Source organism: Paracoccus sp. TOH, assembly GCF_030388245.1.
Lineage (GTDB): Bacteria > Pseudomonadota > Alphaproteobacteria > Rhodobacterales > Rhodobacteraceae > Paracoccus > Paracoccus simplex.
Genome location: NZ_CP098361.1, coordinates 165,646 through 189,972, shown reverse-complemented (window position 1 = coordinate 189,972; position 24,327 = coordinate 165,646). Strand labels below are relative to the sequence as shown.

Sequence of the window (24,327 nt, the reverse complement as noted above, 5' to 3'; positions counted from 1 at the left end):
TCTGCCTCTCGGGGATCGACGAACCGCCATGACCCATATCCTTGCCATCGACCAGGGCACCACCTCGTCGCGCGCCATCGTCTTCGACGCCGGGCTGCGTCCCGTCGCCTCGGCGCAAAAGGAATTCCCGCAGCATTTCCCCGCCTCGGGCTGGGTCGAGCATGACCCGTCGGACCTCTGGGTCAGCGTGGCCGGGGTGGCGCGGGCGGCGGTCGAAAAGGCGGGGCTGCATGCCGGCGACATCGCCGCCATCGGCATCACCAACCAGCGCGAGACCACGCTGATCTGGGACCGCCGCACCGGCCAGCCGCTGCATCGCGCCATCGTCTGGCAGGACCGCCGCACCGCCGGGTTGTGCGACCGGCTGAAGGCCGAGGGACATGAGCCGGTGATCGCGGCCCGCACCGGGCTGCTGCTCGACCCGTATTTCTCGGGCACCAAGCTGGGCTGGCTTCTGGACAATATCGACGGCGCCCGCGACCGTGCCAAGCGCGGCGAGCTGGCCTTCGGCACCGTGGACAGCTGGCTGATCTGGAACCTGACCGGGGGCCGCGTCCATGCCACCGACGCCACCAATGCCGCCCGCACCCTGCTTTACAACATCGTCGAGAACCGTTGGGACGCGGAAATCTGCGCGCTGCTGGACATCCCCATGGCGCTGCTGCCCGAGGTCCGCGACTGCGCCGGCGATTACGGCACCACGCGCGCCGACCTGTTCGGGCGCGAGATCCCGATTCTTGGCGTTGCCGGCGACCAGCAGGCGGCGACGGTCGGCCAGGCCTGTTTCGCGCCGGGCATGATGAAATCGACCTATGGCACCGGCTGCTTCGCGCTGCTGAACACCGGCGAGAAGATGGTGGCGTCGAAGAACCGGCTGCTGAGCACCATCGCCTATCGGCTGGACGGCCGCACCACCTATGCGCTGGAGGGCTCGATCTTCATCGCCGGGGCGGTGGTGCAATGGCTGCGCGACGGGCTGAAGATCATCCGCCACGCCGCCGAGACCCAGCCGCTGGCCGAGGCGGCCGACCCGGCGCAGGAATTGCTGCTGGTGCCGGCCTTCACCGGGCTGGGGGCGCCCTATTGGCGGCCGGAATGCCGGGGCGCGGTCTTCGGGCTGACACGCAATTCCGGCCCGGCCGAGTTCGCCCGCGCGGCGCTGGAGAGCGTGGGTTTCCAGACCCGCGATCTTCTGGAAGCCATGCGCGCCGACTGGCCGGATGCCGCGCAGGGCGTGCTGCGCGTCGATGGCGGCATGGCGGCCAGCGACTGGACCATGCAGTTCCTGGCCGACATCCTCGGCGCGCCGGTGGACCGGCCGCGCGTGACCGAGACGACGGCGCTGGGCGCCGGCTATCTGGCCGGCCTGGGGGCGGGCCTGTGTCCGTCCCCCGAGGAGTTCGCCCGCGACTGGGCCCTGGAGCGCCGTTTCGAGCCCATCATGGCCGAGGCTGTGCGCGAGGCCCGCTATGCGCGCTGGCAAAGGGCCGTCCAGGCCACCATCGCCGCCGCCGGCTGATCCCGCGGGGGCGGCTAAAGCGCGCCGCCCCGAAGCGTGTCGAGTGGCTGGAACATCAGCCCGTCCGGCCCCTGCACCAGGTGGGCGGTGATGCCGAAGACCCGGGCGAGGTTTTCGGCGGTCAGCACCGCCTCGGGCGGACCATCGGCGGCGATGCCGCCCTGGTGCAGCATGACCAGCCGCGTGCAATGCCGCGCCGCCAGCCCCAGGTCGTGCAGCGAGGCCAGGACGGCATGGCCCTGCTCGGCCAGCTGCCGGAACAGCCGCATCACGTCGATCTGCGCCGCCGGGTCCAGCCCGGCGATCGGCTCGTCGGCGATCAGCAGCGGCGTTTCCTGCGCCAGCGCCCGGGCGATCAGCGTGCGGGCCTGCTCGCCGCCCGACAGTTCGGTGGCGCGGCGGTGGCGCAGCGGGGCCAGGTGCAGCGCGGCGATGGCGCGTTCGATGGCGGCGCGGTCGGCGCTGCCTGCGGAATGCGGATGGGCGATGCGGCCAAGCGCCACCAGCGCCTCGACCGGCATCGGCCAGGCGATCTCGCGGCCCTGCGGCATATAGGCGGCGGCGCGGGCGCGTTCGCGCGCCGGCAGCGCCGCCAGCGAGCTGTGGCCCCGCGCCGGCAAAAGTCCCAGGGCGGCGCGCAGCAGCGTGGTCTTGCCGGCGCCGTTCGGACCCAGCAGGCCGACGAACTCGCCGGCGCCGAGGCGCAGGTCGATGCCGTCCAGAACCGGGCGGCCGGCGCGGTGCAGCGACAGGGCGCGAAGCTCCAGCATGGTCACAGCCCCTCGCGCCGGGTTTTCAGGATCAGGTGCAGGAAGAAGGGCGCCCCCACCAGCGCCGTCAGCACCCCCAGCTTCAGGTCGCGACCCGGTGCGATCAGCCGCACGGCGATGTCGGCAGCCAGCACCACCGCCGCGCCCCCCAGCGCCGAAGCCGGGACCAGCCGCGCCGGGCTGGCGCCCACGGCGCGGCGCAGGACATGCGGCACCACCAGTCCGACGAAGCCCACCGTCCCGGCCACGGCCGTGGCGCTGCCGATCAGCGCGGCGATGCCCGCGACCAGCATCAGCCGCAGCCGGCCCAGATGCACGCCGCTGGAGGCGGCCGCATCTTCGCCCAGCGTCAGCGCCTGCAGGGCGCGGCGCGTCGGCCACAGCACCGCGAAGCCCAAGCCCATGAACGGCGCCGCGATCCAGACATGCAGCATTGAGCGGTCCGCCAGCGAGCCCATCATCCAGAACACGATCTCGTTGGCGGCGAAGGGATTGGGCGACAGGTTCAGCACCAGCGAGGTGCCGGCCCCGGCCAGGGCCGAGATGGCGATGCCGGCCAGGATCAGCGCCAGCGTGCCGCCGCGCGGCCCGGCCAGCGCCAGCACCAGCAGCACCGACAGCGCCGCGCCGGCCAGCGCCGCCAGCGGCAGGCCCAGCGGAAAGGCGGCCGACAGCCCGGTCTGGATCGCCAGCACCGCCCCCAGCGCCGCCGAGGCGCTGGTGCCGATCAGCCCCGGCTCGGCCAGCGGGTTGCGCAGGAAGCCCTGCAGCACCGCGCCCGACATCCCCAGCGCCGCGCCGACCAGCAGGCCCAGGATGGCGCGCGGCAGCCGCAGCTCACGCATGACCAGGACCAGCATCTCGTCGCCGCGGCCAAGCAGCGCGGCAAGGCTCTGGCCGGCGCCGATCCCGGCCGGGCCGGTCAGCAGCGAGGCCAGGAACAGCGCCGCGACCAGCAGCGACAGCGCGGCGATCAGCAGCGGCTGACGCGGCGCGGTCATCGCGCCGTCTCCAGCGACAGGCGGGCGTCGCGCAACTGCGCCACGGCGCGCAGGATGAAGGGGGTGCCGCAGACCCATTCGGGATCGGTCATCACCTCGGCCGGCGCCCCCCGGGTCAGCGCCCGCAAGGCCGGGTGGTCCAGCACCTCCTGCCCGCGGGCGCTGCCCGGATAGCGGCGGCCCTCGACCAGCAGGTCGGGCTCCGCAAGCAGCAGCGTCTCCAGCGGCAGGACGCCGCCCGCGGGCAGCCCGAGCGTGTCGGCGACATTGTCGAAGCCGGCCAGAGTCACGATCTGCCCGGCCAGGCTGGCCGAGCCCGAGCTGTAGCCGTTCACCGCATAAAGCGCCGCGCGCGGGCGCGGGCCGGGCGGTGCATCGGTCAGCCGCGCCAGATCGGCGTCGAACCGCGCCAGCAGCGCCTCGGCCGCCGTCTCGCGGCCCAGCACCTCGCCCATACGGCGGATATTGGCGCGGATGCCGGCGATGTCGGTCTCGACCGGGAAGACCTCGACCGGGACATCCAGCCGTTCCAGCAGCCGGATCGCCCCCGGCGCGGTCCAGCCGCCGGCCAGAACCAGGTCGGGCCGGGCCAGGAAGATCTCCTCGACCAGGCCGTGATTGACCGGCAGGCGCGACGCCGCCTCGGCCATGGCCGAGGCGGTGGGATCCTGCGCCAGATACGAGACCGAGACCAGTTGCCCCGGCGCCGCCAGCAGCATGGCAAGCTGGTCGGTGCACAGGTTCATCGACAGCACCCGGCGCGGCGGCTCGGCCGCGGCGGGCAGGGACAGGCCGGGCAGGGACAGGCCGGCCAACAGGCAGGCGGCCAGGCGAAGCCGCCTTACCATTGCGCCGTCAGTCCCGCGTAAACGGTGCGGCCCTGGCCGTAATAGCCCCAGGCTTCGGAATAATCCTCGTCGAACAGGTTCACGACGCGGCCGGTCAGCCGGACATTCCCGGTCAGGTCATAGCCGGCGGCCAGGTTCACGGTCACGTAATCGGGCAGTTCGGTGGTGGCCGGAAGGTCGGGCCAGGCGGTGTTGAACCATTCCTCGTCGTAATTGCCGGCGACATAGCGCAGATCGGCCGTGACCGTGCCGCGACCCTGCGCGAAATCGCCCGTGGCGCGCAGCCCCAGCCGGTGGCGCGGCTGGCGGGTGATGGGCGTGTCGTTCTCGGTGCGGGCATCGGTATAGGTATAGGTTGCGCCCAGCCGCAGCCAGTCCGCCGCTTCGTATTCCAGATCGATCTCGAAACCCTTGCGGGTGCTGGTGCCGGCGACGTTCACCGAGGTTTCGCCGGCCCCGGCGATCATGTCCTCGACCTTGCTGGTGAACAGGGTCGCGCCGAGCTGGCCGCGGCCGGCGGCGAAGTCCAGATCGGCGCCGATTTCATAGCTGCGGCTGGTTTCGGGGGTCAGGTCCGGGTTGCCGTGATAGGTGCCGGGCGTATAGCCGTAAAGCTGGAACATGTCGGGATTGACGGTGGCCTCTCCGGCCGCGGCGCGCAGGCGCAGGTCGCGCCCGGGCAGTTGCCAGGCGCCGGCGATGTTCCAGGTGGTCGCGTCGCGGAAATCCTCGTTGAAATCCCGCCGCAGCCCGGCCTGGACGCCGATGCCGTTGTCGAACTGCCCCTGATATTCCAACGCGACCGATTTGGTGTCGCGTTCAAACCGGCCGCCGGGTGCAAAGAAACTTTCGTAGCTTTCGCGCTTCTTCTGCAGGGCCAGGTTCAGCTTCTGCGCGGCGTCGCGGGCATGGCCGCCGTCCAGCGCCCAGGTAGCGGTATATCGGAAATCCCGCAGCCGCGAGGCATCGTCATAATCGGGCACGCCGGCGTCGAAATGATCGGTGGTCTGGTTCATCCCCCCGATGAAGAATCGGTTCAGCAACCGGCCAGCCAGTGCCTCGGCCTCGAGCCAGAGCGAGCCGTAGGTTTCATTCCGGTCCGCGGTGTGCGGCGTGTCGATCACGTAGTCGTCGGGAGAATCGACCAGATCGAACCGGGATGCGTCATAGCCGTATTCCTGCCAGCTGCGCCGCAGGGTGAAGCCGGCGGTCACCGCCTCGCTGATGGTATAGGAACCGCTGAGGGTCAGGGTCTCGCGATCGTTGAACTCGGTATCGCCGCCCGGCGTGCGCGAGGCGTCCTCGCCATCGGTATGGCGCGTCGCGGCCGAGAAGCTGATCTGGCCGCGCTCGCCCATGGCGCGGACATAGGCGCTGGCGGCGCGGGTGGCCTGGCCACCGATCTCGACCCCGCCGCCATAGCTGAGTCCCGGGGCGGCGGCGCGGCGGGTGGTGATCGAGATCACCCCGGCGGCGGCATTGGCGCCGTAGATCGTCGATTGCGGGCCGCGCAGCACCTCGATGCGCTCGATATCCTCGGTCAGCAGGCCGCTGAACACATAGTCGCCGCTGCCGGGGGCATTGGCCTCGACCCCGTCGATCAGCACCAGCACATGGTTGGATTCCCCGCCGCGGATGCGGACCTTGGTCAGCGTCTCGCCGGTCGAGGTGACGGCCAGGCCGGGCAGGTCGCGCAGCGCGTCCTGGACGGTGACGAAACCGCGCGCCTGCAGATCCTCGGCGGTCAGGATGCTGTGGGCGCGGCCATAGGCGCTTTCCACGACCGGCGACAGGCCGCCGGACAGCACGACCGTATCCAGCATCACCGGCTGCTGCGCGTCCTGGCCCAGGGCGGCGGCGGGCAGGAGCAGGGCGGTGGCGGCAAGCAGGGAAACCCGGGTTCTGAACATTCCAAAGCCTTTCCAGCGCGGGGCTTGGCCCGCGATTTGCAGAACTGTCCTGCGGAAAGGCCAAGGGCAGCCCGGCCGCAGCACGGAGACTGTCACCTCTGCGGAACGGCCGCTTTCCGGGCGCGCCCCGCGCCGGGAATGGGTGATCGCTGCGGCAGGTCTCCTGGCTTGCGGATCATTGCTCGGGCCGGCCTTCCCGGGATGCCCCCAGTGGCGCCTGCGGCCTTCGCTCACCGCATACAGTTGCGGGGGCAGCCCCGGCCTTGCCCGGTCCGCGTCGCGGCCCAAGGCGCACCGATGTTCCCTTTTCATCCGGCAGCGCCGGAAACCGTAGCGGCCCCGCATTGCCGCAGCGCAGCCCGTCCTGTCAAGCGCGCCGTGCCGCTGCCGGTTGCCGGCCGGGGGCCGGCCGGGGCGCGGCAAAGGCCCCGTGCCCCGGAAAATACCGATCTGGCCGCAGCTTTTCCCGCCCGGACCCGCCGCCCCGGCGACGGCCCGCCGGCGGCTGCGTCATTCCGCCGCTGCCAGCGTGGCGCGGATCGCCCGGGCCAGCCGGCGGCAGCCTTCCTCCAGCGCCTCGGGCGGGTTGAGGGTGAAGTTGATCCGCAGCGAGCGGCGGTCCTGGCCCTGGGGGTCGAAGACGCTCGAGGGCGAGATGCAGACGCCATGCGCCAGCCCCGCCTGCAGCAGCCGGTCGGTATCCAGCCGCGGGTCGCGGGCCGTGGCCCAGACGAACATGCCGCCCGACGGCACCTGCCAGTCCAGATCGCCCGCCAGATGTTCGCGCATCGCCGCGCAAAGCGCGTCGCGGCGCGCGCGGTAAAGCGACAGGATCGCGGGCCGGATCCGCTCGGTCATGCCGCCTTCCAGCGCCCGCAGCGCCAGCATCTGCGACAGCCCGCTTGTGCACATGTCCGAGCCCTGCTTGGCGGTGGCCAGCGCCGCGATCATCGCGGGCGCCGCGACCACCCAGCCGATGCGCAGGCCGGGGGTCAGTTCCTTGGACAGCGAGCCCATGTAGACCACCGGCCCGGCATAGGGCCCGGGATGGCCGGCCGCCGAGAGGTCGAGCAGCCGGGGCAGTGGCGCGCCCTCGTAATAAAGCACGCCATAAGGGTCGTCCTCGATCAGCCAGGTGCCGGTTTCATGGGCGGCGGCGACCAGCGCCTGCCGCTCGGGCAGCGAGACCAGCCGGCCGCTGGGATTCGAGAAATTCGGCACGGTATAGGCGAACTGCGCGCCCTGCATCGCGGCGCGCGGGTCGTGGTCGTTGCGCTCGATCCGCATCGGGCGATAGCGCGGCGCATGCGGCCGCCAGGCGTCCAGCGCCCCCAGATAGGCCGGGCTCTGCGCGGCGACCGTGCCGCCGGGCTGCAGCAGCACCTTTCCCACCAGCTCCAGCGCCTGCATCCCGCCGGTGGTGATCAGCACGTTGTCGCGGGTCAGCCGCAGGTCGGGGGTCGAACACCGCGCCGCGATCAGCTCGCGCAGGGCCGGCAGGCCGGGGATCGGGCCATAGCCCAGGGATTCGGCCGGGTGGCTGCGGATCACCTCGGCGGCCAGGTCGGCCAGCTCCTCGACCGGCCAGAGCGAGGGTTCGGGCAGGCCGCCGCCCAGATTGATCAGATCCGGGATCTGCCCGGCGGCCAGAAAGACCGAGGTCACGTCATTGGTCTGCGCGAGCCATGGCGCAAAGCCGCGGCGGCTGGCGGCCTGCGGCTGGGCCGGGGCGATGGGGGCGTCGGGCGCGGCGGCATGGGGGGCAGGGGTATGGGGGGCAGGGGCATGTGCGGGCATGGCATCCTCGTGATCCTCGGCAGAGGATAACCGCGCCGACGGCGGATGTCCCTGCAAAGAGTCGCGAGATACTTCCCCTTTGCGCTGCAACTCCCTATGAATTGCCATTATCCTGGCGGGATTCACCATGACCGAGCTTGACGCGATCGACCATCGCATCCTGACCCATCTGCGGGCCGAGGGGCGGATCTCGATCCTCGACCTGGCCGAGCGGGTCGGCCTGTCGCCCACCCCCTGCGGCCGACGGGTCAGGCGGCTGGAGGAGGCGGGCGTCATCAAGGGCTATGCCGCGCGGATCGACCCGCAGGCGCTGGGGCTGGCCATCAGCGTGCTGATCGCCGTCCGGCTGGCCCGGACCGGGCCCGAGGACAATGCCGGCTTCCTGGCCGCGCTGCGCGACCGGCCCGAGGTGGCCGAGTGCTTCCTGGTGACCGGCAACAATATCGACTACATGCTGCGGGTGCAGGTCCGCGACATCGACGCGCTCGGTACCTTCATCCGCGACGTGCTGCAGCGTATTCCCGCGGTGGGCGAGACCTCGACCATGGTGATCCTGAAACAGGGGCTGGACTGAGCGGCCCTGGCCGGCCCGGCTCGCTTGTATCCGCCGGCCATGTGTATCAGAACCGCGGCCAGTCGGGAGGATCGCGATGAACGCTTTGAAAAGGATCGGCATCGACACCTACATGCTGCTGCTGCTCGGCATGGTCCTGCTTGGCCTGCTGCTGCCGGCGCGCGGCATGGCGGCCGAGGCCCTGCGCATCGCGACCTTCTGGGCGGTGACGCTGCTGTTCTTCCTTTATGGCGCCAAGCTGGACCCGGCCTCGGTGCGGGCCGGGCTGCTGAACTGGCGGCTGCAGGGTCTGACCTTCGGCGCCACCTATGCGCTGTTCCCGCTGCTGGGCCTGCTCCTGGCCGCGGCTTTCGGCGGCGTGCTGGGACCGGAGCTGACCCTGGGGCTGCTGTTCCTGGCGGTGCTGCCCTCGACGGTGCAAAGCTCGATCGCCTTCACCTCGATGGCCGGGGGCAATGTGCCGGCGGCGATCTGCGCGGCCTCGCTGTCGAACATGGCCGGGGTGGTGCTGACGCCGCTGCTGGTGACGCGCATCCTGCATCAGGAAGGCGGCGGGGTCAGCCTGGACGCCGTCGAAAAGATCGCCCTCCAGATTCTTTTGCCCTTCGTGGCCGGCCAGTTGCTGCGGCCCTGGATCGGCGGCTTCGTCCAGCGCCACCGGCTGCTGACCATGGTGGTGGACCGCGGCTCGATCCTGCTGATCGTCTATTCGGCCTTCGGCGCGGGCACCGTCGCGGGCATCTGGTCCTCGATCCCGGCCCCAGGGCTGGTGCTGTGCTTCCTGGTGGTCAGCCTGTTCCTGGCGCTGGCCATGGCGATCATGCTGGGGGCGGGGCGGCTGTTCCGCCTGCCGCCCGAGGATCGGGCGGTGCTGTTCTTCTGCGGCTCGACCAAGAGCCTGGCCAGCGGCCTGCCCATCGCGACGGCGATCTTTCCGGCGGCGACCGTCGGCGTCACCGTGCTGCCGGTGATGATCTATCACATGATCCAGCTGCTGGTCTGCTCGGCCATCGCGCAAAGGCAGGCCCGCGCCCGGATGTGAGCGCGGGACCGGCCCCGGGGATCAGTGGCCCCCGGCCCGGATCAGCGGCACCTCGTTGCCCTCTGCGTCGAACAGCTTGCCGTCGGCATAGTAATCGCCATCGCGGAGCTGGGCGATATCCGCATAGCGGATCGTCCGTTCCGAGGCGGCGCCGAAGACCGAGGGCTGGTCGGAATTGCCGGCCGTCAGGTGGTTGAACAGCAGGTTCAGCGTGATCGCCATCAGCGCCGAGGAACTGATGCCGGAATGGAAGATGGTCTCGACCCAGGCCGGGAACTGGTCGTAGAAGCTGGGGATGACGATCGGGATGGTGCCGAAGCCGATCGAGCTGGCGACGATGATCAGGTTCATGTTGTTGGCGTAATCCACCCGCGACAGGGTGCGGATGCCGCTGGCCGCGACCGTGCCGAACAGCACGATGCCGGCCCCGCCCAGCACCGGGCTGGGGATCGCCGCGACCACCCGGCCCATGACCGGCAGCAGCCCCAGCGCCACCAGGATCAGCCCGCCGGTCGCCACCACATAGCGGCTCTTGACCCCGGTGACCGCGACCAGGCCGACATTCTGGGCAAAGGCGCTTTGCGTGAACGAGCCGAAGAAGGGCGCGAGCATGCTCGACAGCATGTCGGCGCGCAGGCCGTCGCCCAGGCGCCGCGAATCCACCTTGGTCTCGACGATCTCGCCCACCGCGAAGATGTCGGCCGAGGTTTCGACCAGCGTCACCAGGATGACGATGAACATCGAGATGATCGCCGCGACCCCGAAGGTCGGATAGCCGAAATGGAAGATCTGCGGCAGGGCGAAGACCGGCCCCTCGGCCACGCGCGAGAAATCGGTCATGCCGAAGGCATAGGCGATGACGGTGCCGATCACCAGGGCCAGCAGGATCGACAGCCGCGAGATCGCCGCATTGCCCACCTTGCTGAGCAAAAGCACGATCAGCATGGTCACCCCGGCCAGCAGGATATTGGCCTGGCTGCCGTAATCGGCGGCGGCGCGGTTGCCGCCCATGGCCCAGGATCCCGCCACCGGCATCAGCGTCAGGCCGATGGTGGTGATGACGATGCCGGCCACCAGCGGCGGAAAGAAGCGCGTGATGCGCGAAAAGACCGGCGTGATCAGCAGTCCCAGAAACGACGAGGCGATCACCGCGCCGAAGATCGCCTGGATGCCGCCATTGCCCGAAATGGCGATCATCGTCGCCACCCCGGCGAAGGATACGCCCTGTACCAGCGGCAGCTGGCAGCCGAAGAAGGGCAGGCCGATGGTCTGCAGCAGCGTCGCCGCGCCGCCGGCGAACAGCGATGCGGTGATCAGCAGCCCGATCTCGGCCGGCGACAGCCCGGCGGCCTGGCCGACGATCAGGGGCACGGCGACGATGCCGCCATACATGGTCAGGATATGCTGGAAGCCATAGGCCAGATTGGCGAAAGGCCCCAGCTTCTCATCCTCGGGCCGGCTTGATTCGGTTGTCGGATATGTGGTTGACTCCACGGACATCTCCCCCTCTCTCCGCGCGCAGGCTCTCCTCCTGCGGGATCGGGCGGAACTTATCGGCAGAAACCGGGAGCAACTTTAACAGAAAGCTATAAGCTGAGTTGAGGATTGGTATAAAACACGCCGATCCTGCCGGTCTTGTGCCTTGGGCGATCATCGCGGCGGTGTCGGCGCGAGATCTGCAAGACGCCCCTAGTGCTTCAGGCTGCGTGCCAGCACGGCCTTGACCGCAGCGGGATCCATCGGCTCGCCCAGGAAATCGTGCATCGCGCGGATATGCTCGGGGTCCGAGACCAGTCTTTCGTAATCCAGCATCATCGTGCAATCGGGATGCTCGGCGATATAATCCGCGAACAGCCGCTCGGCCAGCCGCAGCTGGGAAAAGACCTGTTCCCGCGGCTGCTTGGCCCACCAGCTGGACCTGGCGACCGCCTCGTGGTTGCGGCGCTGGAACAGGAAGCGCGTCTTGGGAAACGCCGCCCGCATGATGTCGAGATGGTGGCGAAAGAAGCTCGGATCTTCGTGGAATCGGATTTCCTTGAAGCCGCAGACCCGACAATCCTTGGGCGGGCGCAGCATCTGGCGCACGAACAGATCCATCAGCGCCAGGCTGAACTCGTCGGGGTTCACCTTTTCCGCTCCGGCCCAGGGATCCCAGGGCTTGCCGAGGATCGGCTGCAGGTAAGGCCGCCGCTCGGCACGTGGCTTCCCGAGATCCTCGCGGCGCCAGCGGAACATCTCGTGCTCGCGCACCAGATGGATGGCTTTGGCGAAAAGATGCGTCAGATTCGCGTTCTCGCCGCGGATGGCATAGCCCGGAATCGCGTTCAGCAGGCTCTGGGTCAGGGTCGAGCCCGAACGGCCATAGGTCACGACGAAGACATAGCCGTCCCGAGGGGCGAAAAGATGGCGATAGGTTGGCATCCGGACCGGCCCTCTTCGGTTTGCGCCAGCCTTAACCCGGCATGGGGCAAGGGGTAAAGCCTGCCGCCGCCCTGTGTCGACCCGGCGGCTGTGGTCGCGCCCGACCGGGGCGGAGAACCCCGCGCGCGAATCGTCTTTTGCAGCCTTGCCGTGCAGCAGAGGAAATTTCTGCTTTAATCGCAGGTCGTTGCCTAAAATTTACTCTTCCAGGCGCTGATCCTACTAGCGCTACTACAACTTTGACGCTAGGACTGAACCTGTTCTTTTCGTCAGGTTAAAAGCCGGTATCGCACTGCCAAAAGGTGTTGGCCTTTGTCATGCCTCTGTCGCGAGTTGAAGAGTAAATAGCAACTGCAGCCCCCTGTCCGGGGGATCAGGTCAGCTCCGGTTTGGCTTTAAAAAAAAATAGAGTGCACCATGACCTCGTTCATCGTCGATGGACGCGTGCAGCAACTTGCGCGCGGACTTCTGCCCGAAAACGTTGAAATTGAAGCGCTGGGATTTGGGAAGGATGGGATCGGATCCGATTATCCCGTCGATCGCCCGTTTCTCGCCGCGATCGCCCTGGCCGGCCACGCCGAGGAGCTGCGTACGGCGCTGGCCGGCAGCCCGCATGCACGGCTGGCCCTGATCGAGCTGGATCCGCGCCATCCCGATGCCGGCCGCGCCGAGATGATCCGGCTGTTGCTGGGCGAGATCGCCGCCTCGCATCGCCAGATCGGCGAGGCGCGGGCGGTGGCGGCGCAGCTTCGCTCGGAAAGCATCGGCATCAAGACCCGATTGCGCGACATCGAGAACCTGCTTTACAGCCTTGGCAACCCGCAACTGTCGAACGCCCTCAGTTGGCAGCCGACGGGCGCGCTGCTGGCGCTGTCCAGCGGACAGACGGTGGTTCAGAACCTGCCGATCAACGCGGTCAGCCTGACGGCGATCGACCTGTGGTTCCCGCAGGTGGTGCTGCCGGTGATCGCCGGCCTGACCCTGGCGGTCGAGGATGCCGCCGGGCTGGTCTATCCGCTGCGGGCGGTCAGCCCGGACATGGGGCTGGAAACCGGCTGGATGCGGTTCTGCCTGGCCGAACCGATCGCCGGAATCGGCCGGGATTGCCGGCTGAAGTTGACCTGGACGGGTCCGGGCAGCATCACGCTGGGCCTTGGCCAGCCGGTTCCCGACCCGCGCTTCCGCGCCACCCCGGACACCGGAACCGCCCCCGCCGAGACCCTGGCCATGCGGGCCTGGCAGTCCTTGGGCGGCGTCCGGCTGCCCGCCTGCACGCCGGCCCTGTCCAGCGGCAGCGCCGCCTCGATCCACGAGGCGGAGTTCATCGCGCCGTCCAGCCTGCCGAGCCCCGAGCTTTTCGCCCAGCCGCCCGTGGTGACCGACCATGTATCGACGGCCTTCTGGGAAAGGGAGGATGCCATTCTGGTGCATCCGTCGCGCAGCGGCCCGGCCTGTGCGATCATCCGCGGCGTCGATCTGGCCGGCCTGTCGCATGTCTCGGCCCTGGTCACCGTGGGTCATGTGCGTGCTCCCAGCCTGAATTTCGCGGTCGGCGTGGCGCCGCATGGGCTGGTGGACGAGGATGGATTCTGGCAGCGCCGCATCGGGCCGTGGATGACCGGCATGCCGGCACAGGGCTGGGGGCAGGTGCATTGCATTCCGGCGGAGCCGATTACCGGCAAGGCCGATATCCTGCTGGCTGCCTCGCTGGCGACGGATATGCCGAACGATCTGAGCTGGGGGCTGTTCCGGGGCTTCCGCTTCTCGCGCGGGGCGACAGCCGCCGCGGCCAACCGGCCGGACGTCGCCCGAGGCTACGAGGTGTCGGCATGAGCCGGGGCCCGCGGGTGTTTTCCTCGGTCAGCGCCGCGGCGGCACAAGGCGGCAGCCGGTCGATCAGCGTCGTCATCCCCATCAAGGGGCACCCGGTTCTGCTGGACGATGCCATCGCCTCGGTGCAGCGCGAGATCGAGGCGGGCACGATCCAGCGCCTGATCGCGGTCAATGACGGTTGCAGCTATGCCGAAACGTCGGAAAGCCTGACGGCCTGGCAGACGCTTCTGGGCGACAGCATGCAGGTGCTGTCGTGCCGCAATGGCGGGCTGAGCGCGGCGCGCAATCGCGGCATCGACGCCGCGCTGAAGGCCGATCCGCAGCTCGAGGGCATCTTCCTGCTGGATGCCGACAATATCCTGGCGCCGGGCGCCGGCGCCACCATGCGCCGGCTGATCGACACCCATCCGCAAGCCGACTGGTTCTATCCCGATTTCGACTTCTTCGGACAGGCCGGCCATTACATCACCGATCGCCGGCACGAGCTGTTGTTTCACGCCCAGATCAACATCTGCGAGGCCGGCAGCCTGATCCGCCGCCGGGTCTTCGAGGCCGGCATCCGTTTCGACGAGGGCATGAGGCGCGGCTACGAGGATTGGGACTTCTGGCTGTCGGCCGCCAAGGTCGGGTTCAGGGGGCAATCCGCCGCCCAGCCCCTGCTGCTTTATCGCAAGCGTCCCGTCAGCATGCTGAGCAATTCGCATGATGCCGATGCCGAGCTGCGCCGCTATCTGGAACAGAAGCACAACTGGCTTTTCAACACTCCGAAGCTGCTGGAACTCGAGGCGGCGCGCTTCCCGCGCTTCGCGGTCGTCGAGGGCCAGGGGAACACGGTCCGCGTGCAGACCGATCCCGGCCAGAGCCGCGAAATCACCTTGCAGGAGCTGGAGCGCCAGATCATGGCGCATTTCGCCGAGCCTTTCGCCAACCATGCCCCGGCCTATCTGGTGTTCCTGCGCGAGGGGGTCTCGGCGCGGTTGCTGGATCACCGGCTGCTGCACAGTTTCTTCTGGAATGCCGAGCGTCGCTGGGCCCGGGCCGAGGAGCGGCCGCAATTCGACCTGTTCTATCTGGATCCCTCGTCCAGCGGCCATCGGATCAGCAATGCTTTCGACGATCCCGACCGGCTGGCGGACGGGGTGGTGATCGACCTGACGGCGGTGCATGACCTGGTCATGGGCTTGGACGAGGATGCGCTGCGCTGCATCGACCAGCTGCCCTCGCGGTTCCGCGTGCGGAGCTGGGCGATGGCGCTGGAGCGCATGACCCGGCTGGACCAGAAATCCGCCAGCGGGCTGGAACTGCTGCGCAGCTTCATCCTGCAGCTGAGCCGCAGCCGCTTCCGCGCCGCCCTGGGGCAGCGCTGGGAATGGCGGGAACAGGGCGGCGCGGTGGACCGCGGCATGGCTGTCCAGATCCCCCGCAAGATCTCGGGCGGGGGTGTGGTGTTTCCGCTGCTGAAGCAGCCGGGCAAGCGCGACCTTGCCTTCGTCCTGCCGATCTTCGATTTCGGCGGCGTCGAGAAGGTCGTGGCCTCGATGGCGCGCGAGCTGGCGCAGAACGGCTTCCGCTGTCACCTGGTCGCGGTCAGCGACCGGCCGATCCATCCCGACGGCTGGGCGCTGCAGGCTTTCGCCACGGTGAACTGGATGCCCGATCCCAGCGCCATCGACTGGACCGGGACCGAGTTCCTGGGCACCGCCGAGCCGAGCTGGGGCAACTGGCACGAGAAAGCCGACCTGATGGGGCTGCTGTCCTCGATGGATGTGGTGATCAACGCCCATTCCGGCGCGCTGCACAAGGTGGCCGACCACCTGCGCCGGCGCGGCATCACCATGATCGACCACGAGCACCTGCTGGAGCGCAGCGCCTATGGCCGCAGCTATGGCCCGCCCAAGCTGGCCCTTGCCTATGAATATGCCTATGACCTGGTCCTGACCTGTTCCGAGGCGCTGCGGGTCTGGATGCACGGTCACGGCATCCCGCGCGAAAAGCTGATGGCGGTGGTCAACGCGCCGGGCTATCCGCTCTCTGCCGGGGCCGCCCGCAAGGTGATGGACGAGCGCGCGCGGCGCGATCCCGCCGCGCCGCTGCGGGTGCTGTTCATGGGCCGGCTGGACCCGCAGAAGGGCGTTCACCGCCTGGCGGCGATCTATCATGCCCTGGCGCTGCGCGCGCCGCAGATCAGCCTGACCATTGCCGGCGGCTCGGTCGTCGACACCGCCGAGGCCGATTTCTCGTTCCCGCGCCGCACCCGGATGCTGGGTCCGGTGCGCGGTCCCGAGGCGCTGACCCGCTTGCTGGCCGACACGGACGTGATGATCCTGCCCTCGCATTACGAGGGCCTGCCGCTTTCCGTGCTCGAGGCGCAGCGCTGCGGCGTGGTGGTGCTGGCCACCAATGTCGGCGCCATGGACGAGGCGATCCAGCACGGCAGCACGGGCTTTATTCTGCCCGAGGCCGGTTGCGAGGACAGTTTCGTCACCATGATCGCCGCCCTGGACAAGGACCGGACGCTTTTGACGCGGATCTCGGAGAATGCCGCCCGCATGGCCCGCGACTGGTCGCTGACCGTCGCGCCCCTGCTGGCATGGCTGAAGCGGCGGCAGGGGGAGCCGGCCGCCGAGGGTAGGGGGAAGAGACAGTTTGATGTGTTCAGGAGCAAGATGTGACGACTCTCTATGAAGCAGCGATGCGCAATTTCTGCGCGGCGGCAGATATTCTGGAAGCATTGCAATCGACCCGGCTGGATCTGGTGGGCGAGGCGCGGAACGGGCTGATCGGCCGCCCCCGCCTGGCCTTGGGCGGCGGATACAACGACGTGACCTCGTTCTTCGGGGCATGCCTGCCGGTCAGCGGCCGCGCCGAATTGCTGGCGGCCGAGAACGGCTCCGGCGTTGAACTGCGCTGCAGCAGCGCTGACTGGCTGACGCTGGAGGGCACGCTTGCCGGCGAGGTCATCACAGATTCCTGCTATGTCGAGATGCAGCTTTCCGCGGATCGGCCCGTCATCGCCGATGTCTTCTTGCGGGAGTTCCTGGACGGCGGCGCCGTGCGGGATACCGGCCACCGGGAATGCCATCTTTCCGTCGGCGGCGTCGCCGTCTGCAAGCTGGCGCTGCCGGAGCTTGCCGAGGAGGTGACCGCCCGGCGGGTGATCATCCACCTGCGCCATCCGGCGGCCCGGCTGATCATCGACCGCCTTGCCATCACCCTGACCTGACCGTGCCCATGCCGATGGCGACGAAGCTCCTCTGCCTGCCGAAAGACTGCCAGCCATGCAGATGAATCTGGATTTCTGCTTCCTGGACGATGCCGGCATCGTTGCGGTCGCAGGCTGGACCACCCAGCCGCGACCGGAACTGCGCCTGCATGTCGATGACGCCGTGCTGTCCCCTGTCGCGGTGACGCGCCATGTGCGCCGTGACCTGCGCAGCAACGAGCCCATGGGGGTGATCGCGCTTTTCGATCTGTCCGCCCTGGGCGGAGATGCCGCGCACGCGACGATCCATCTGGGTGAAGGCAACGAGTTCAACGAGATCCGCGACCAGCGCCTGGTCGAGGATGCGCGGCGGCTGGTCGAGATCGGGGTGGACGAGGTGTTCTTCGCGCTGCTGCGGCTGATCGCCCAGCGGCGGCTGATCCTGTCGGATGAGCGGGTCGGACGCGAGATCTGCGCGCGCCTGCGCATGGCGCCCTCGGCCGCGTCCGAAACCGAAAATCACGTCCTGGCCGTCGACCGCTGCCAGATGACCGCCGCCGGACAGGGCGCGGTCATCGGCTGGTACATGCCGGCCCAGACCAGGACCGAGCCGCTTTGCGCCCTGGCGGTCGGCGACGAGACGGTCGTTCCCGTCGACCTACTTCCCGCCAGCATAGCACGGGCCGATCTGGCGGGCTATGCGTCGCGCTATCGTTTCACCGGCCATGACGGCTATTGCGGCGGCTGGCGTCTGCCCGGCGCCTCGTCGAACCCGGCACGCCTGCTGCTGATGATCCCGGGCGAGGACTTCCTGCCCGGCGTCATGGTCCCGGTCGAACCCGTCGCGGCGGCCGACCTGGCCCAGCATGTCACCGTGGCGGCCCTTGGCCTCGACGACATCGCGGATCGCAGCCGGCTTCGCCGCGCGATGCTGCCGGGCGTGCTGCCCACGCCCCGCGTGTCCGAGCCGGCCGGGAAAGGGCGGGATGGCGACGATATCCTGCTGATCCTCGACCACGATCTGGCCGACAGCGACCTGCGCGATGTCCTGCGTCGCATCGGCCCCCATCTTCCTGATCGCCTGCGGCTGCAGCTTTTGCGTCCGCGGCTGACGCCCGTATTGCAGAATGCCATTGATGGCGCCGCGCGCGAGATCGGGGCCGGGCTGCTGCTGCAGGACGTATCGCTGCGCATCGCCCGGCCCGAGGCGATGCCCGAATGGGTGGTCTTCGCGCGCAGTTCGACATTGTTCCAGTTCGCCGCCGATCCGGCCTTTGCCGATTTCCGCGATCCGCGCGTCACCATGCTGGACCCGATCGGTACGGTGATGGCCGCCCCCGCCGCGCAGGCCGCGCGTCTTGCCCGCGATCTGTTGCCCTTCGTGCTGTCGATGCCGGCCGCGCCCTTCTTTGCGCTGCTGGATCAGCTCCCCGGCTGCTTCCTGACCGAAGAGGCGCGGGTCCGGCTGCTGGCCGAGGCGCTGATCCGGCAGGGCGCCGCCATGGCGGGCCGGACCGACATGCATCGTTATTTCGAGGGCAAGTCCGGCCCGCATTGCCAAAGCCTCGCCGACGGCCGCGACTGGCATTCCTTCGATGCCGAGAGCCGCCAAATGGTCGAGGAGGCCTACGCATGAGCCGCACGGTCATCGTATCCCATTCGCATCCGAACCTGCGCTACGGCGGCGGCGAGGTGGCGGCCTATCGCCAGTTCCAGCACCTGCTTTCGCTGGGCGAGGACGTGTTCTTCATCGGCTCGACCATCGGCCCCGAGGACAGCGCCCGGTATTTCGACCCCAGCCAGCAGGTCATCAGCTTCGGCCCGCGCGACTTCTGCCTGCGCGGCCGCGGCATGGATGCCTTTACCATGGAACATGCCGAGATCCGGGACGAGGACTGGATCTTCGAGTTCCTGCTGGCCCTGCAGGGCGATGTCTATCACTTCCACCATTTCTGGAACATCGGCGCCGGCACCATCCGCCGGCTGCGCGCCGCTCTGCCGCAGGCGAAATTCATCTGCACCCTGCACGAATTGACGGCAATCTGCGCCAATCACGGCCAGATGGTGAAACGCTCGGGCGAACTTTGCCATGCCGCCAGCGAAGTCGCCTGCGCCGCCTGCATAGCGCGGCCGCCGATCGATTTCGTGCTGCGCCAGACCCGGATGCGCGAGCTGCTCGACCTGTTCGACCACCTGCTCTCGCCCAGCGAGTTCCTGCGCCGGCGCTTCGAGGACTGGGGTTTGGCCCCGGGCCGGATCGCGGTGATCGAGAACGGCCTGGCCTATCCGACCGGTTTCCGGCCCGAAACAGAGGCCGAGCTTCTGACCAAGTCCGGCCGCTTCGCCTTTTTCGGACAGGCCACGCCGACCAAGGGCCTTGATGTGCTGATCCGCGCCGCTTCGTTGATCGAGGCGCGGAAGGAGGCGTTCGACATGCCGCTCAGCCTCGAGATCCACGGTGTGGACAAGGAGGGCTTTGCCCGCATCTGGCCCGATCTGGAGGTTCCGGACAGTGTCCATTTCCGCGGCAGCTATCGCCCGCAGGACTGCGTGGAGATCATGCGGGGCTATGGCTGGATCATCATCCCGTCGATCTGGTGGGAGAACTCGCCGGTGGTGATCCAGGAAGCCCGCGCCGCCGGCACCCCGATGATCGCGTCGGATATCGGCGGCATGGCCGAAAAGACCGAGGGCTGGGGCGTGCAGTTCCGCGCCGGCGATCCGGTGGCATTGGCCGATGCGATCCTGTCGGTGCATGGTAACGTGGAAACCTTGACCGATCAGAAATGCCTCATCACCGCGCCATTGAATCTGGCAGGGTTTGTCGAGATTTGGCGGAGCACCTGCCACATTTCGCGTAAGGACACCATCGCAAGAGAGCGAAAGATGTAATGACCCACAAGACCATTCCTTACCGCTATTATAATACCATTCGAAATTGCGGTGACGCTGTGACGGCCTATATATTGGCAAAGGTTTTTGAAGTGACTGGGCGTGTCGTTCCGGTGACCGAAGATCACCTGCTTGCGATTGGCAGCGTCTTCTTCATGGCAAGCAAGAAGTCGCATATCTGGGGTTCCGGCGTTATGAACCCCAAGATGAATATTCCCGGAGTTGATCCGTCTTTGATCAGCGCATTGCGGGGGAAAAAAACCGTCGCTTACCTTCGTTCGCTTGGCCACGACATTCCTGATCTTCCTCTCGGCGATCCGGGCGTTCTTATTTCCGAATTTATGCAGCCCTCGGCAATCAGCAAGTATCGTGCCGCTGTCGTCCCACATCACAGTGGTTTTGGCAGCAAACGCTGGCAAGCCGCTCGCGAAAGCTCCGAAATATGCCTGGTGGACATGATGGACGATACTCTTCTGCCGATCCAGATGATCGCAGAATCAGATGTCGTCCTTTCGCAATCCCTTCACGGGCTGATCTTTGCCGCTGCCCTTGGGAAGCCTTATCTGTGGATCTCCGGACATAGTGACGAGTTGTGGAACTGGAAGTTTCAAGATTGGTTCACCACCTGCGAAAACGCCCAAACTGAGCCGGTATTGCTTAACGTGCCTTTGGAAGGGATGATCCGGCGTGCGGAGCTTCGTCCCTGTATTATTGATCGCGCGGCACTGAAGGCCGCGTTCCCGCGCCAACTGATAGAGGAACATGATGATCCGGTTCCGGACTTCGATTTCCATCGCCGCGCCTCTCCCGCGCAGGTTTTTCTTGATGGAGAGTTCTTTGGAAACACAACGGACCCTGTTCAGGACGTGCGCGAATTTACGAAAAAAGCAACACGTATCAAGAATTCTGTCTTTGCCCGTATGCCGGAACCGACATACACGGCGATCATATCGAACAGATCTACGCATATTCCTGACCGCGTCGCGCTCCTCCAGGGTCAACGCTATCTGGACGAGCATCGCGATATCCAGTTCATCTGGTATCCGGCGGACGTTCCCTCTCAGAGCCACCACCGGTTTGTGAAGGCAGGAGTCCGACTTTCTTCAGGGGCTCTTGGCGATGGAAGCGTCTTGCTGCGACCGTGCGACCATCTACCTGCAGACGCTGAATACGCGATCTACAGTGACTGGCAGCAGAAAGAGAAAGGCGACATTCCGAAGGAGTTTTGAGGGATAGGTCCAGCGCAGAAAGACAATAGCGTCGCTCCAGGCTTCACCAACCCCGCTGCGGAAAGAAAAATGAGGTGTCGAGTATCATAGCGCCTGCGAATGAAACCTACTGTGAATGTTGTGTTCGCAAAAAGGAAAGAACATGAAGATAGCCTTGTTATGGTCGAGCAAGGACTGTGGCCTCTACTCGAACTCGGATTTCGATTTGCTTAACAAGCAGATCGGAATGAACAATGGGAACTTGGCCTTTGTCTATGCTATCAGCCACCAGATCGAGGGAGAGATTGACTTCTTTCCGTGGCACACATCGCCGGAAAAGTTGAACACCTATGATTTCATTGTTTTTCCTGGGGCGAATCAGCTCGGAAAACACACGGATCTCGGTTCGATAGCTGGCACCTTGGCAAAAGTGACCAAGCCGGTTATTGTGATCGGCTTGGGCGCGCAGGCGAAAGGGTTCGATGCCGATATTGAGTTGACAGAAGGGACGGCAAACTGGCTTGAAGTGTTAATTGAGAACGGGAAGCGTAACGGAATTCGGAATATATATACGCGAGGGCCTTACACGACCGAGCAAATATACAAGTTGACCGGCGTAAAGACTTTGGCGAACGGCTGCCCTTCCCATTTCATCAATGCGCGACCGGATCTCGGTCGGAGGGTTGAGAGAAACTGGAAAAAAAACCCTCTTCCGCAGCGCATCGCAGTTGCCGGTGGACATGAAAGTTGGGAAAATACACGGGTTATAGAGCAACAGCTTGTCGCTCTCATGATGGATCCGATGTTTCCCGGAGTTTATATTGTCCAGTCCATGGACAATATGATAAAATTGTCGCGTGGCTTGTTTGATGATATTCCTGACTCCTCGTTTGATTTATTGAGAAATCATATAGCGCCTCATTATTCGAAAGAGCAGTTTTCAAGCTGGGCATTAAATTATGCCCGATCTTATTATGATGTCGCCTCATGGATGGATGAGCTTCGCAGGTACGACCTGCTCATTGGCCCCCGTTTTCATGGAGCGCAACTTGCCATACAGGCTGAGCGCATGGGCTGCACGATCACGATTGATACTCGTACTGAGGAGATGTGCCGAGAAACGGGTGTCCCGTTCTTGCGAGCGGAGGATCTGGCCATGCCTCTCACGAGAAGTCACTTGAAAGAGCTTATAAAATTCGACAGTGAATCTTATGATGCGCTCCGCGCGGCTAGATGCGCTCGTTATGTCGAGTTCCTTAAGGCGGCGGGCTTAAGGCCTTCCAAGCATCTTGTTGAAATATCCAATGCATAAACAACGCAATTGCATGAACAGCACAACTTCATAAGGGCGATGGAATGCGAGAGCTGATCTTGATCAGAACGCACTTTTATTGTGAGGCGACCGAACGATTCTATAATTATCTTAAGTCAACATCGAATCGTGATATCGCGTTTGTTTGCGATGAAACAAATGGCAATGTCGACGTCGGGTGCGGAAAGGTCAAGATTTCAATATCCGCTGACACAATAAGGGAAATGGGGCTGTACGTGCCCTCGAATTTTGGCTGGCTTTGTGGGGATTACTTTATATATGCTGCATCGCAGCTTCTCCGGGGATATGATAGATATTGGCTATTGGAATCCGATGTAAGGTTGAGCATGAGTTCGAGCGCCAATTTTTTTGATGCGTTTTCTGAAGATTTTTCAGATATTTTTGCCTTTCATGTGTATAAAGCAAAAAGCAATTGGTATTGGTATAAGCCGATGTCCCACTTTGAATGCGACGTCTATGCATGCCTGTTTCCCTTTATAGGGATAACCAGGGCGGCGGCAGACTTTGCATTTTCTGCCAGAAAGGAGATCTCGAAGACCTTCGATGGAGTCGTTCCAAGAAGTGAGAGAAGGCGCTGGCCAAACGATGAATCGTTCCTGATGACGACTTTGATGGCAAATGGTTTTACCTGCAGGAATATGAACGACGGGGCTATTAAATATATAACAGGCGAGACCTTTGGGGTGGGCTTGCCTAAATCGGATATCAGGCTTTCTAAGCAGGATCCGGATGGGATGATATATCATCCGGTTCATTTCAGTGAAAGATTCACCGCGAAAGCAGACAGGTGGCTAACCACTTACATCAAGAGCAAGGCAACAGCTGAAAAAATGCGTGATGTCTTTACGCAGGAGTTCATGGATGACTTCAGAGCGGAGTCAAATGAGCAGGAATTCGCGTTGTTTCGGGAGAGGTTGCATAAAGCCATTGAGGATTCTTCTAAGTCGTGTTGACTCTGTTGCACAAAACGGCTGTTGGCCGAGGTTCTCCTTTCCTCGGATAGATTTATCCCGGGGCTGCTGTGACAGGGACGCCGAACGCGGTGTAATCGTTCAGGACGGCGATGCGGACTTGGAGCTCCACCACCTAGCGGTCAAAGTCTCGCGCCATGAGCCGTTGGCCCAACAGCTTCACACAATGCATCTTTGTTTCGACGCGGCTTCGGCGGTGGTATCCGGTCCATTGTAACCGACCGACTGTTATCGCGGCGACTGTGTCTTGATGCGGCCTTGTTGCACCAAGGAGGCCTGAGATTCACTTTGGGAATCCAATATAGTAGCCGAATGGCCTGAGCAGACCGCCGAAGCCGACCTGCAAGACCACCAACTGGCATGCGTACAACCAGGCGCTGAGGCAGCGCGGATCTCTGACCGTCTGGTTCGATCCCTTGATGCAGTGGGAAACAGTGGCGTCAGGGCGGCGTGGCTGCCAGCAGGCCTAGAGCGACGCTGCGATTCGGCCTGCCTGACCATCAAGGTTCTCTTCGGCCGGCCGCTCCGCCAGGCCACCGGCTTCGTGGCAAGCCTTCCGGAGCTCTCGGGGCTCGGCTGGGCCGTGCCGAACTTCGGCACCCTTTCCCGGCGGCGGAAGACCTTGGAGGTCGTCATTCCATTTCGTGGTTTCAAGCGGCCGTTACACCTGCTCGTCGACAGCACCGGCATCAAGGTGGAGGGCGAAGGAGAGTGGCACAGGCGCAAGCATGGCGGCTCGAAACGAAGGGTTTGGCGCAAGGTCCATCTCGGGAGCGACGAGGAAACACTCGAGATCCGGGCGGTGGCAGTCACTTCAGGCAATGTCGGCGATGCTCCGATGCTGTCGGACCTGCTTGCCCAGATCCCGTGTAGGGGGACTAACTCTGGCACTGGACATGGATTTGTGCCGAAACCCCACAAAAGCCTGACAGGACGGAAGAAAAGGTGCCCTCGGGCGTGTCCCGCCCCTATGCCGGCGTGTCCTGATCCATCGTCGTGTTCACCA

General features: G+C 65.6%; 18 protein-coding genes, 2 pseudogenes and 1 riboswitch. Of the genes and pseudogenes, 12 read left to right on the top strand and 8 right to left on the bottom strand.

The features are described 5' to 3' along the window. The first annotated feature begins 28 nt into the window (after positions 1-28). On the top strand, positions 29-1,519 hold the full coding sequence (glpK, locus tag NBE95_RS11520; RefSeq protein ID WP_289895588.1) for a glycerol kinase GlpK: 1,491 nt from the start codon (positions 29-31) through the stop codon (positions 1,517-1,519). 14 nt (positions 1,520-1,533) lie between these two features. On the opposite strand, the gene NBE95_RS11515 is transcribed toward glpK, so the two are convergent. The 5 genes from NBE95_RS11515 to NBE95_RS11495 form a co-directional block, all read right to left on the bottom strand. After that, positions 1,534-2,289, bottom strand: coding sequence for an ABC transporter ATP-binding protein (locus NBE95_RS11515; RefSeq protein WP_289895587.1), 756 nt, complete (start codon positions 2,287-2,289; stop codon positions 1,534-1,536). Positions 2,290-2,291: 2 nt separating this feature from the next. Beyond that, positions 2,292-3,290, bottom strand: a complete 999-nt coding sequence (locus tag NBE95_RS11510; protein WP_289895586.1) for an iron ABC transporter permease — start codon at positions 3,288-3,290, stop codon at positions 2,292-2,294. Next, complete coding sequence (locus NBE95_RS11505; RefSeq protein ID WP_289895585.1) at positions 3,287-4,138, bottom strand: ABC transporter substrate-binding protein; 852 nt, start codon at positions 4,136-4,138, stop codon at positions 3,287-3,289. Before NBE95_RS11505 ends, NBE95_RS11510 begins: the two co-directional genes overlap by 4 nt. Next, a complete protein-coding gene (locus NBE95_RS11500) occupies positions 4,132-6,048 on the bottom strand; it encodes a TonB-dependent receptor (RefSeq protein WP_289895584.1) in 1,917 nt (638 codons plus the stop codon). Before NBE95_RS11500 ends, NBE95_RS11505 begins: the two co-directional genes overlap by 7 nt. Before the next feature lie 135 nt (positions 6,049-6,183). Continuing rightward, positions 6,184-6,396, bottom strand: a riboswitch (cobalamin riboswitch). Positions 6,397-6,558: 162 nt separating this feature from the next. After that, on the bottom strand, positions 6,559-7,845 hold the full coding sequence (locus NBE95_RS11495; RefSeq protein ID WP_289895583.1) for a PLP-dependent aminotransferase family protein: 1,287 nt from the start codon (positions 7,843-7,845) through the stop codon (positions 6,559-6,561). 127 nt (positions 7,846-7,972) lie between these two features. Here NBE95_RS11495 and NBE95_RS11490 point away from each other — a divergent pair, with 127 nt between their 5' ends. Together NBE95_RS11490 and NBE95_RS11485 are read left to right on the top strand one after the other, a co-directional pair. Further along, entirely contained in the window at positions 7,973-8,419 is a 447-nt protein-coding gene (locus NBE95_RS11490) for an Lrp/AsnC family transcriptional regulator (RefSeq protein ID WP_289895582.1), read from the top strand. 76 nt (positions 8,420-8,495) lie between these two features. After that, the gene (locus tag NBE95_RS11485) at positions 8,496-9,461 is read left to right on the top strand and encodes a bile acid:sodium symporter family protein (RefSeq protein ID WP_289895581.1); all 966 of its coding nucleotides are present in this window, start codon (positions 8,496-8,498) and stop codon (positions 9,459-9,461) included. Positions 9,462-9,482: 21 nt separating this feature from the next. Here the strand turns inward: NBE95_RS11485 and NBE95_RS11480 are convergent, their stop codons facing one another. Together NBE95_RS11480 and NBE95_RS11475 are read right to left on the bottom strand one after the other, a co-directional pair. Further along, positions 9,483-10,955: a nucleobase:cation symporter-2 family protein gene (locus tag NBE95_RS11480; RefSeq protein ID WP_289895580.1), complete on the bottom strand. Its 1,473-nt coding sequence runs from the start codon at positions 10,953-10,955 to the stop codon at positions 9,483-9,485. Positions 10,956-11,150: 195 nt separating this feature from the next. Next, positions 11,151-11,882 (bottom strand): sulfotransferase, encoded by a 732-nt coding sequence (locus NBE95_RS11475; protein WP_289895579.1) that lies wholly within the window; start codon positions 11,880-11,882, stop codon positions 11,151-11,153. A gap of 417 nt (positions 11,883-12,299) precedes the next feature. On the opposite strand from NBE95_RS11475, the gene NBE95_RS11470 reads away from it, so the two are divergent. From NBE95_RS11470 to NBE95_RS11435, 8 genes are all read left to right on the top strand, one after another. Further along, entirely contained in the window at positions 12,300-13,715 is a 1,416-nt protein-coding gene (locus NBE95_RS11470) for a DUF6212 domain-containing protein (RefSeq protein ID WP_289895578.1), read from the top strand. Next, complete coding sequence (locus NBE95_RS11465; protein ID WP_289895577.1) at positions 13,712-16,387, top strand: glycosyltransferase; 2,676 nt, start codon at positions 13,712-13,714, stop codon at positions 16,385-16,387. The genes NBE95_RS11470 and NBE95_RS11465 overlap by 4 nt, the downstream gene beginning before the upstream one ends. Further along, complete coding sequence (locus tag NBE95_RS11460; RefSeq protein WP_289895576.1) at positions 16,384-16,938, top strand: hypothetical protein; 555 nt, start codon at positions 16,384-16,386, stop codon at positions 16,936-16,938. Before NBE95_RS11465 ends, NBE95_RS11460 begins: the two co-directional genes overlap by 4 nt. A 55-nt stretch (positions 16,939-16,993) precedes the next feature. After that, on the top strand, positions 16,994-18,553 hold the full coding sequence (locus tag NBE95_RS11455) for a hypothetical protein (protein WP_289895575.1): 1,560 nt from the start codon (positions 16,994-16,996) through the stop codon (positions 18,551-18,553). Continuing rightward, the gene (locus NBE95_RS11450; RefSeq protein ID WP_289895574.1) at positions 18,550-19,809 is read left to right on the top strand and encodes a glycosyltransferase; all 1,260 of its coding nucleotides are present in this window, start codon (positions 18,550-18,552) and stop codon (positions 19,807-19,809) included. The genes NBE95_RS11455 and NBE95_RS11450 overlap by 4 nt, the downstream gene beginning before the upstream one ends. Then, positions 19,809-21,038: a polysaccharide pyruvyl transferase family protein gene (locus NBE95_RS11445; protein WP_289895573.1), complete on the top strand. Its 1,230-nt coding sequence runs from the start codon at positions 19,809-19,811 to the stop codon at positions 21,036-21,038. Before NBE95_RS11450 ends, NBE95_RS11445 begins: the two co-directional genes overlap by 1 nt. Positions 21,039-21,180: 142 nt before the next feature. Continuing rightward, the gene (locus NBE95_RS11440) at positions 21,181-22,329 is read left to right on the top strand and encodes a polysaccharide pyruvyl transferase family protein (RefSeq protein WP_289895572.1); all 1,149 of its coding nucleotides are present in this window, start codon (positions 21,181-21,183) and stop codon (positions 22,327-22,329) included. A 44-nt stretch (positions 22,330-22,373) separates the two neighbouring features. Continuing rightward, positions 22,374-23,303, top strand: a complete 930-nt coding sequence (locus NBE95_RS11435) for a hypothetical protein (protein WP_289895571.1) — start codon at positions 22,374-22,376, stop codon at positions 23,301-23,303. A gap of 52 nt (positions 23,304-23,355) precedes the next feature. On the opposite strand, the pseudogene NBE95_RS11430 reads toward NBE95_RS11435, so the two are convergent. Further along, a pseudogene (locus NBE95_RS11430) lies at positions 23,356-23,535 on the bottom strand (IS5/IS1182 family transposase); the annotation flags it as partial. Positions 23,536-23,638: 103 nt separating this feature from the next. On the opposite strand from NBE95_RS11430, the pseudogene NBE95_RS11425 reads away from it, so the two are divergent. Then, a pseudogene (locus tag NBE95_RS11425) lies at positions 23,639-24,189 on the top strand (IS5 family transposase); the annotation flags it as partial. Between the last annotated feature and the right edge of the window lie 138 nt (positions 24,190-24,327).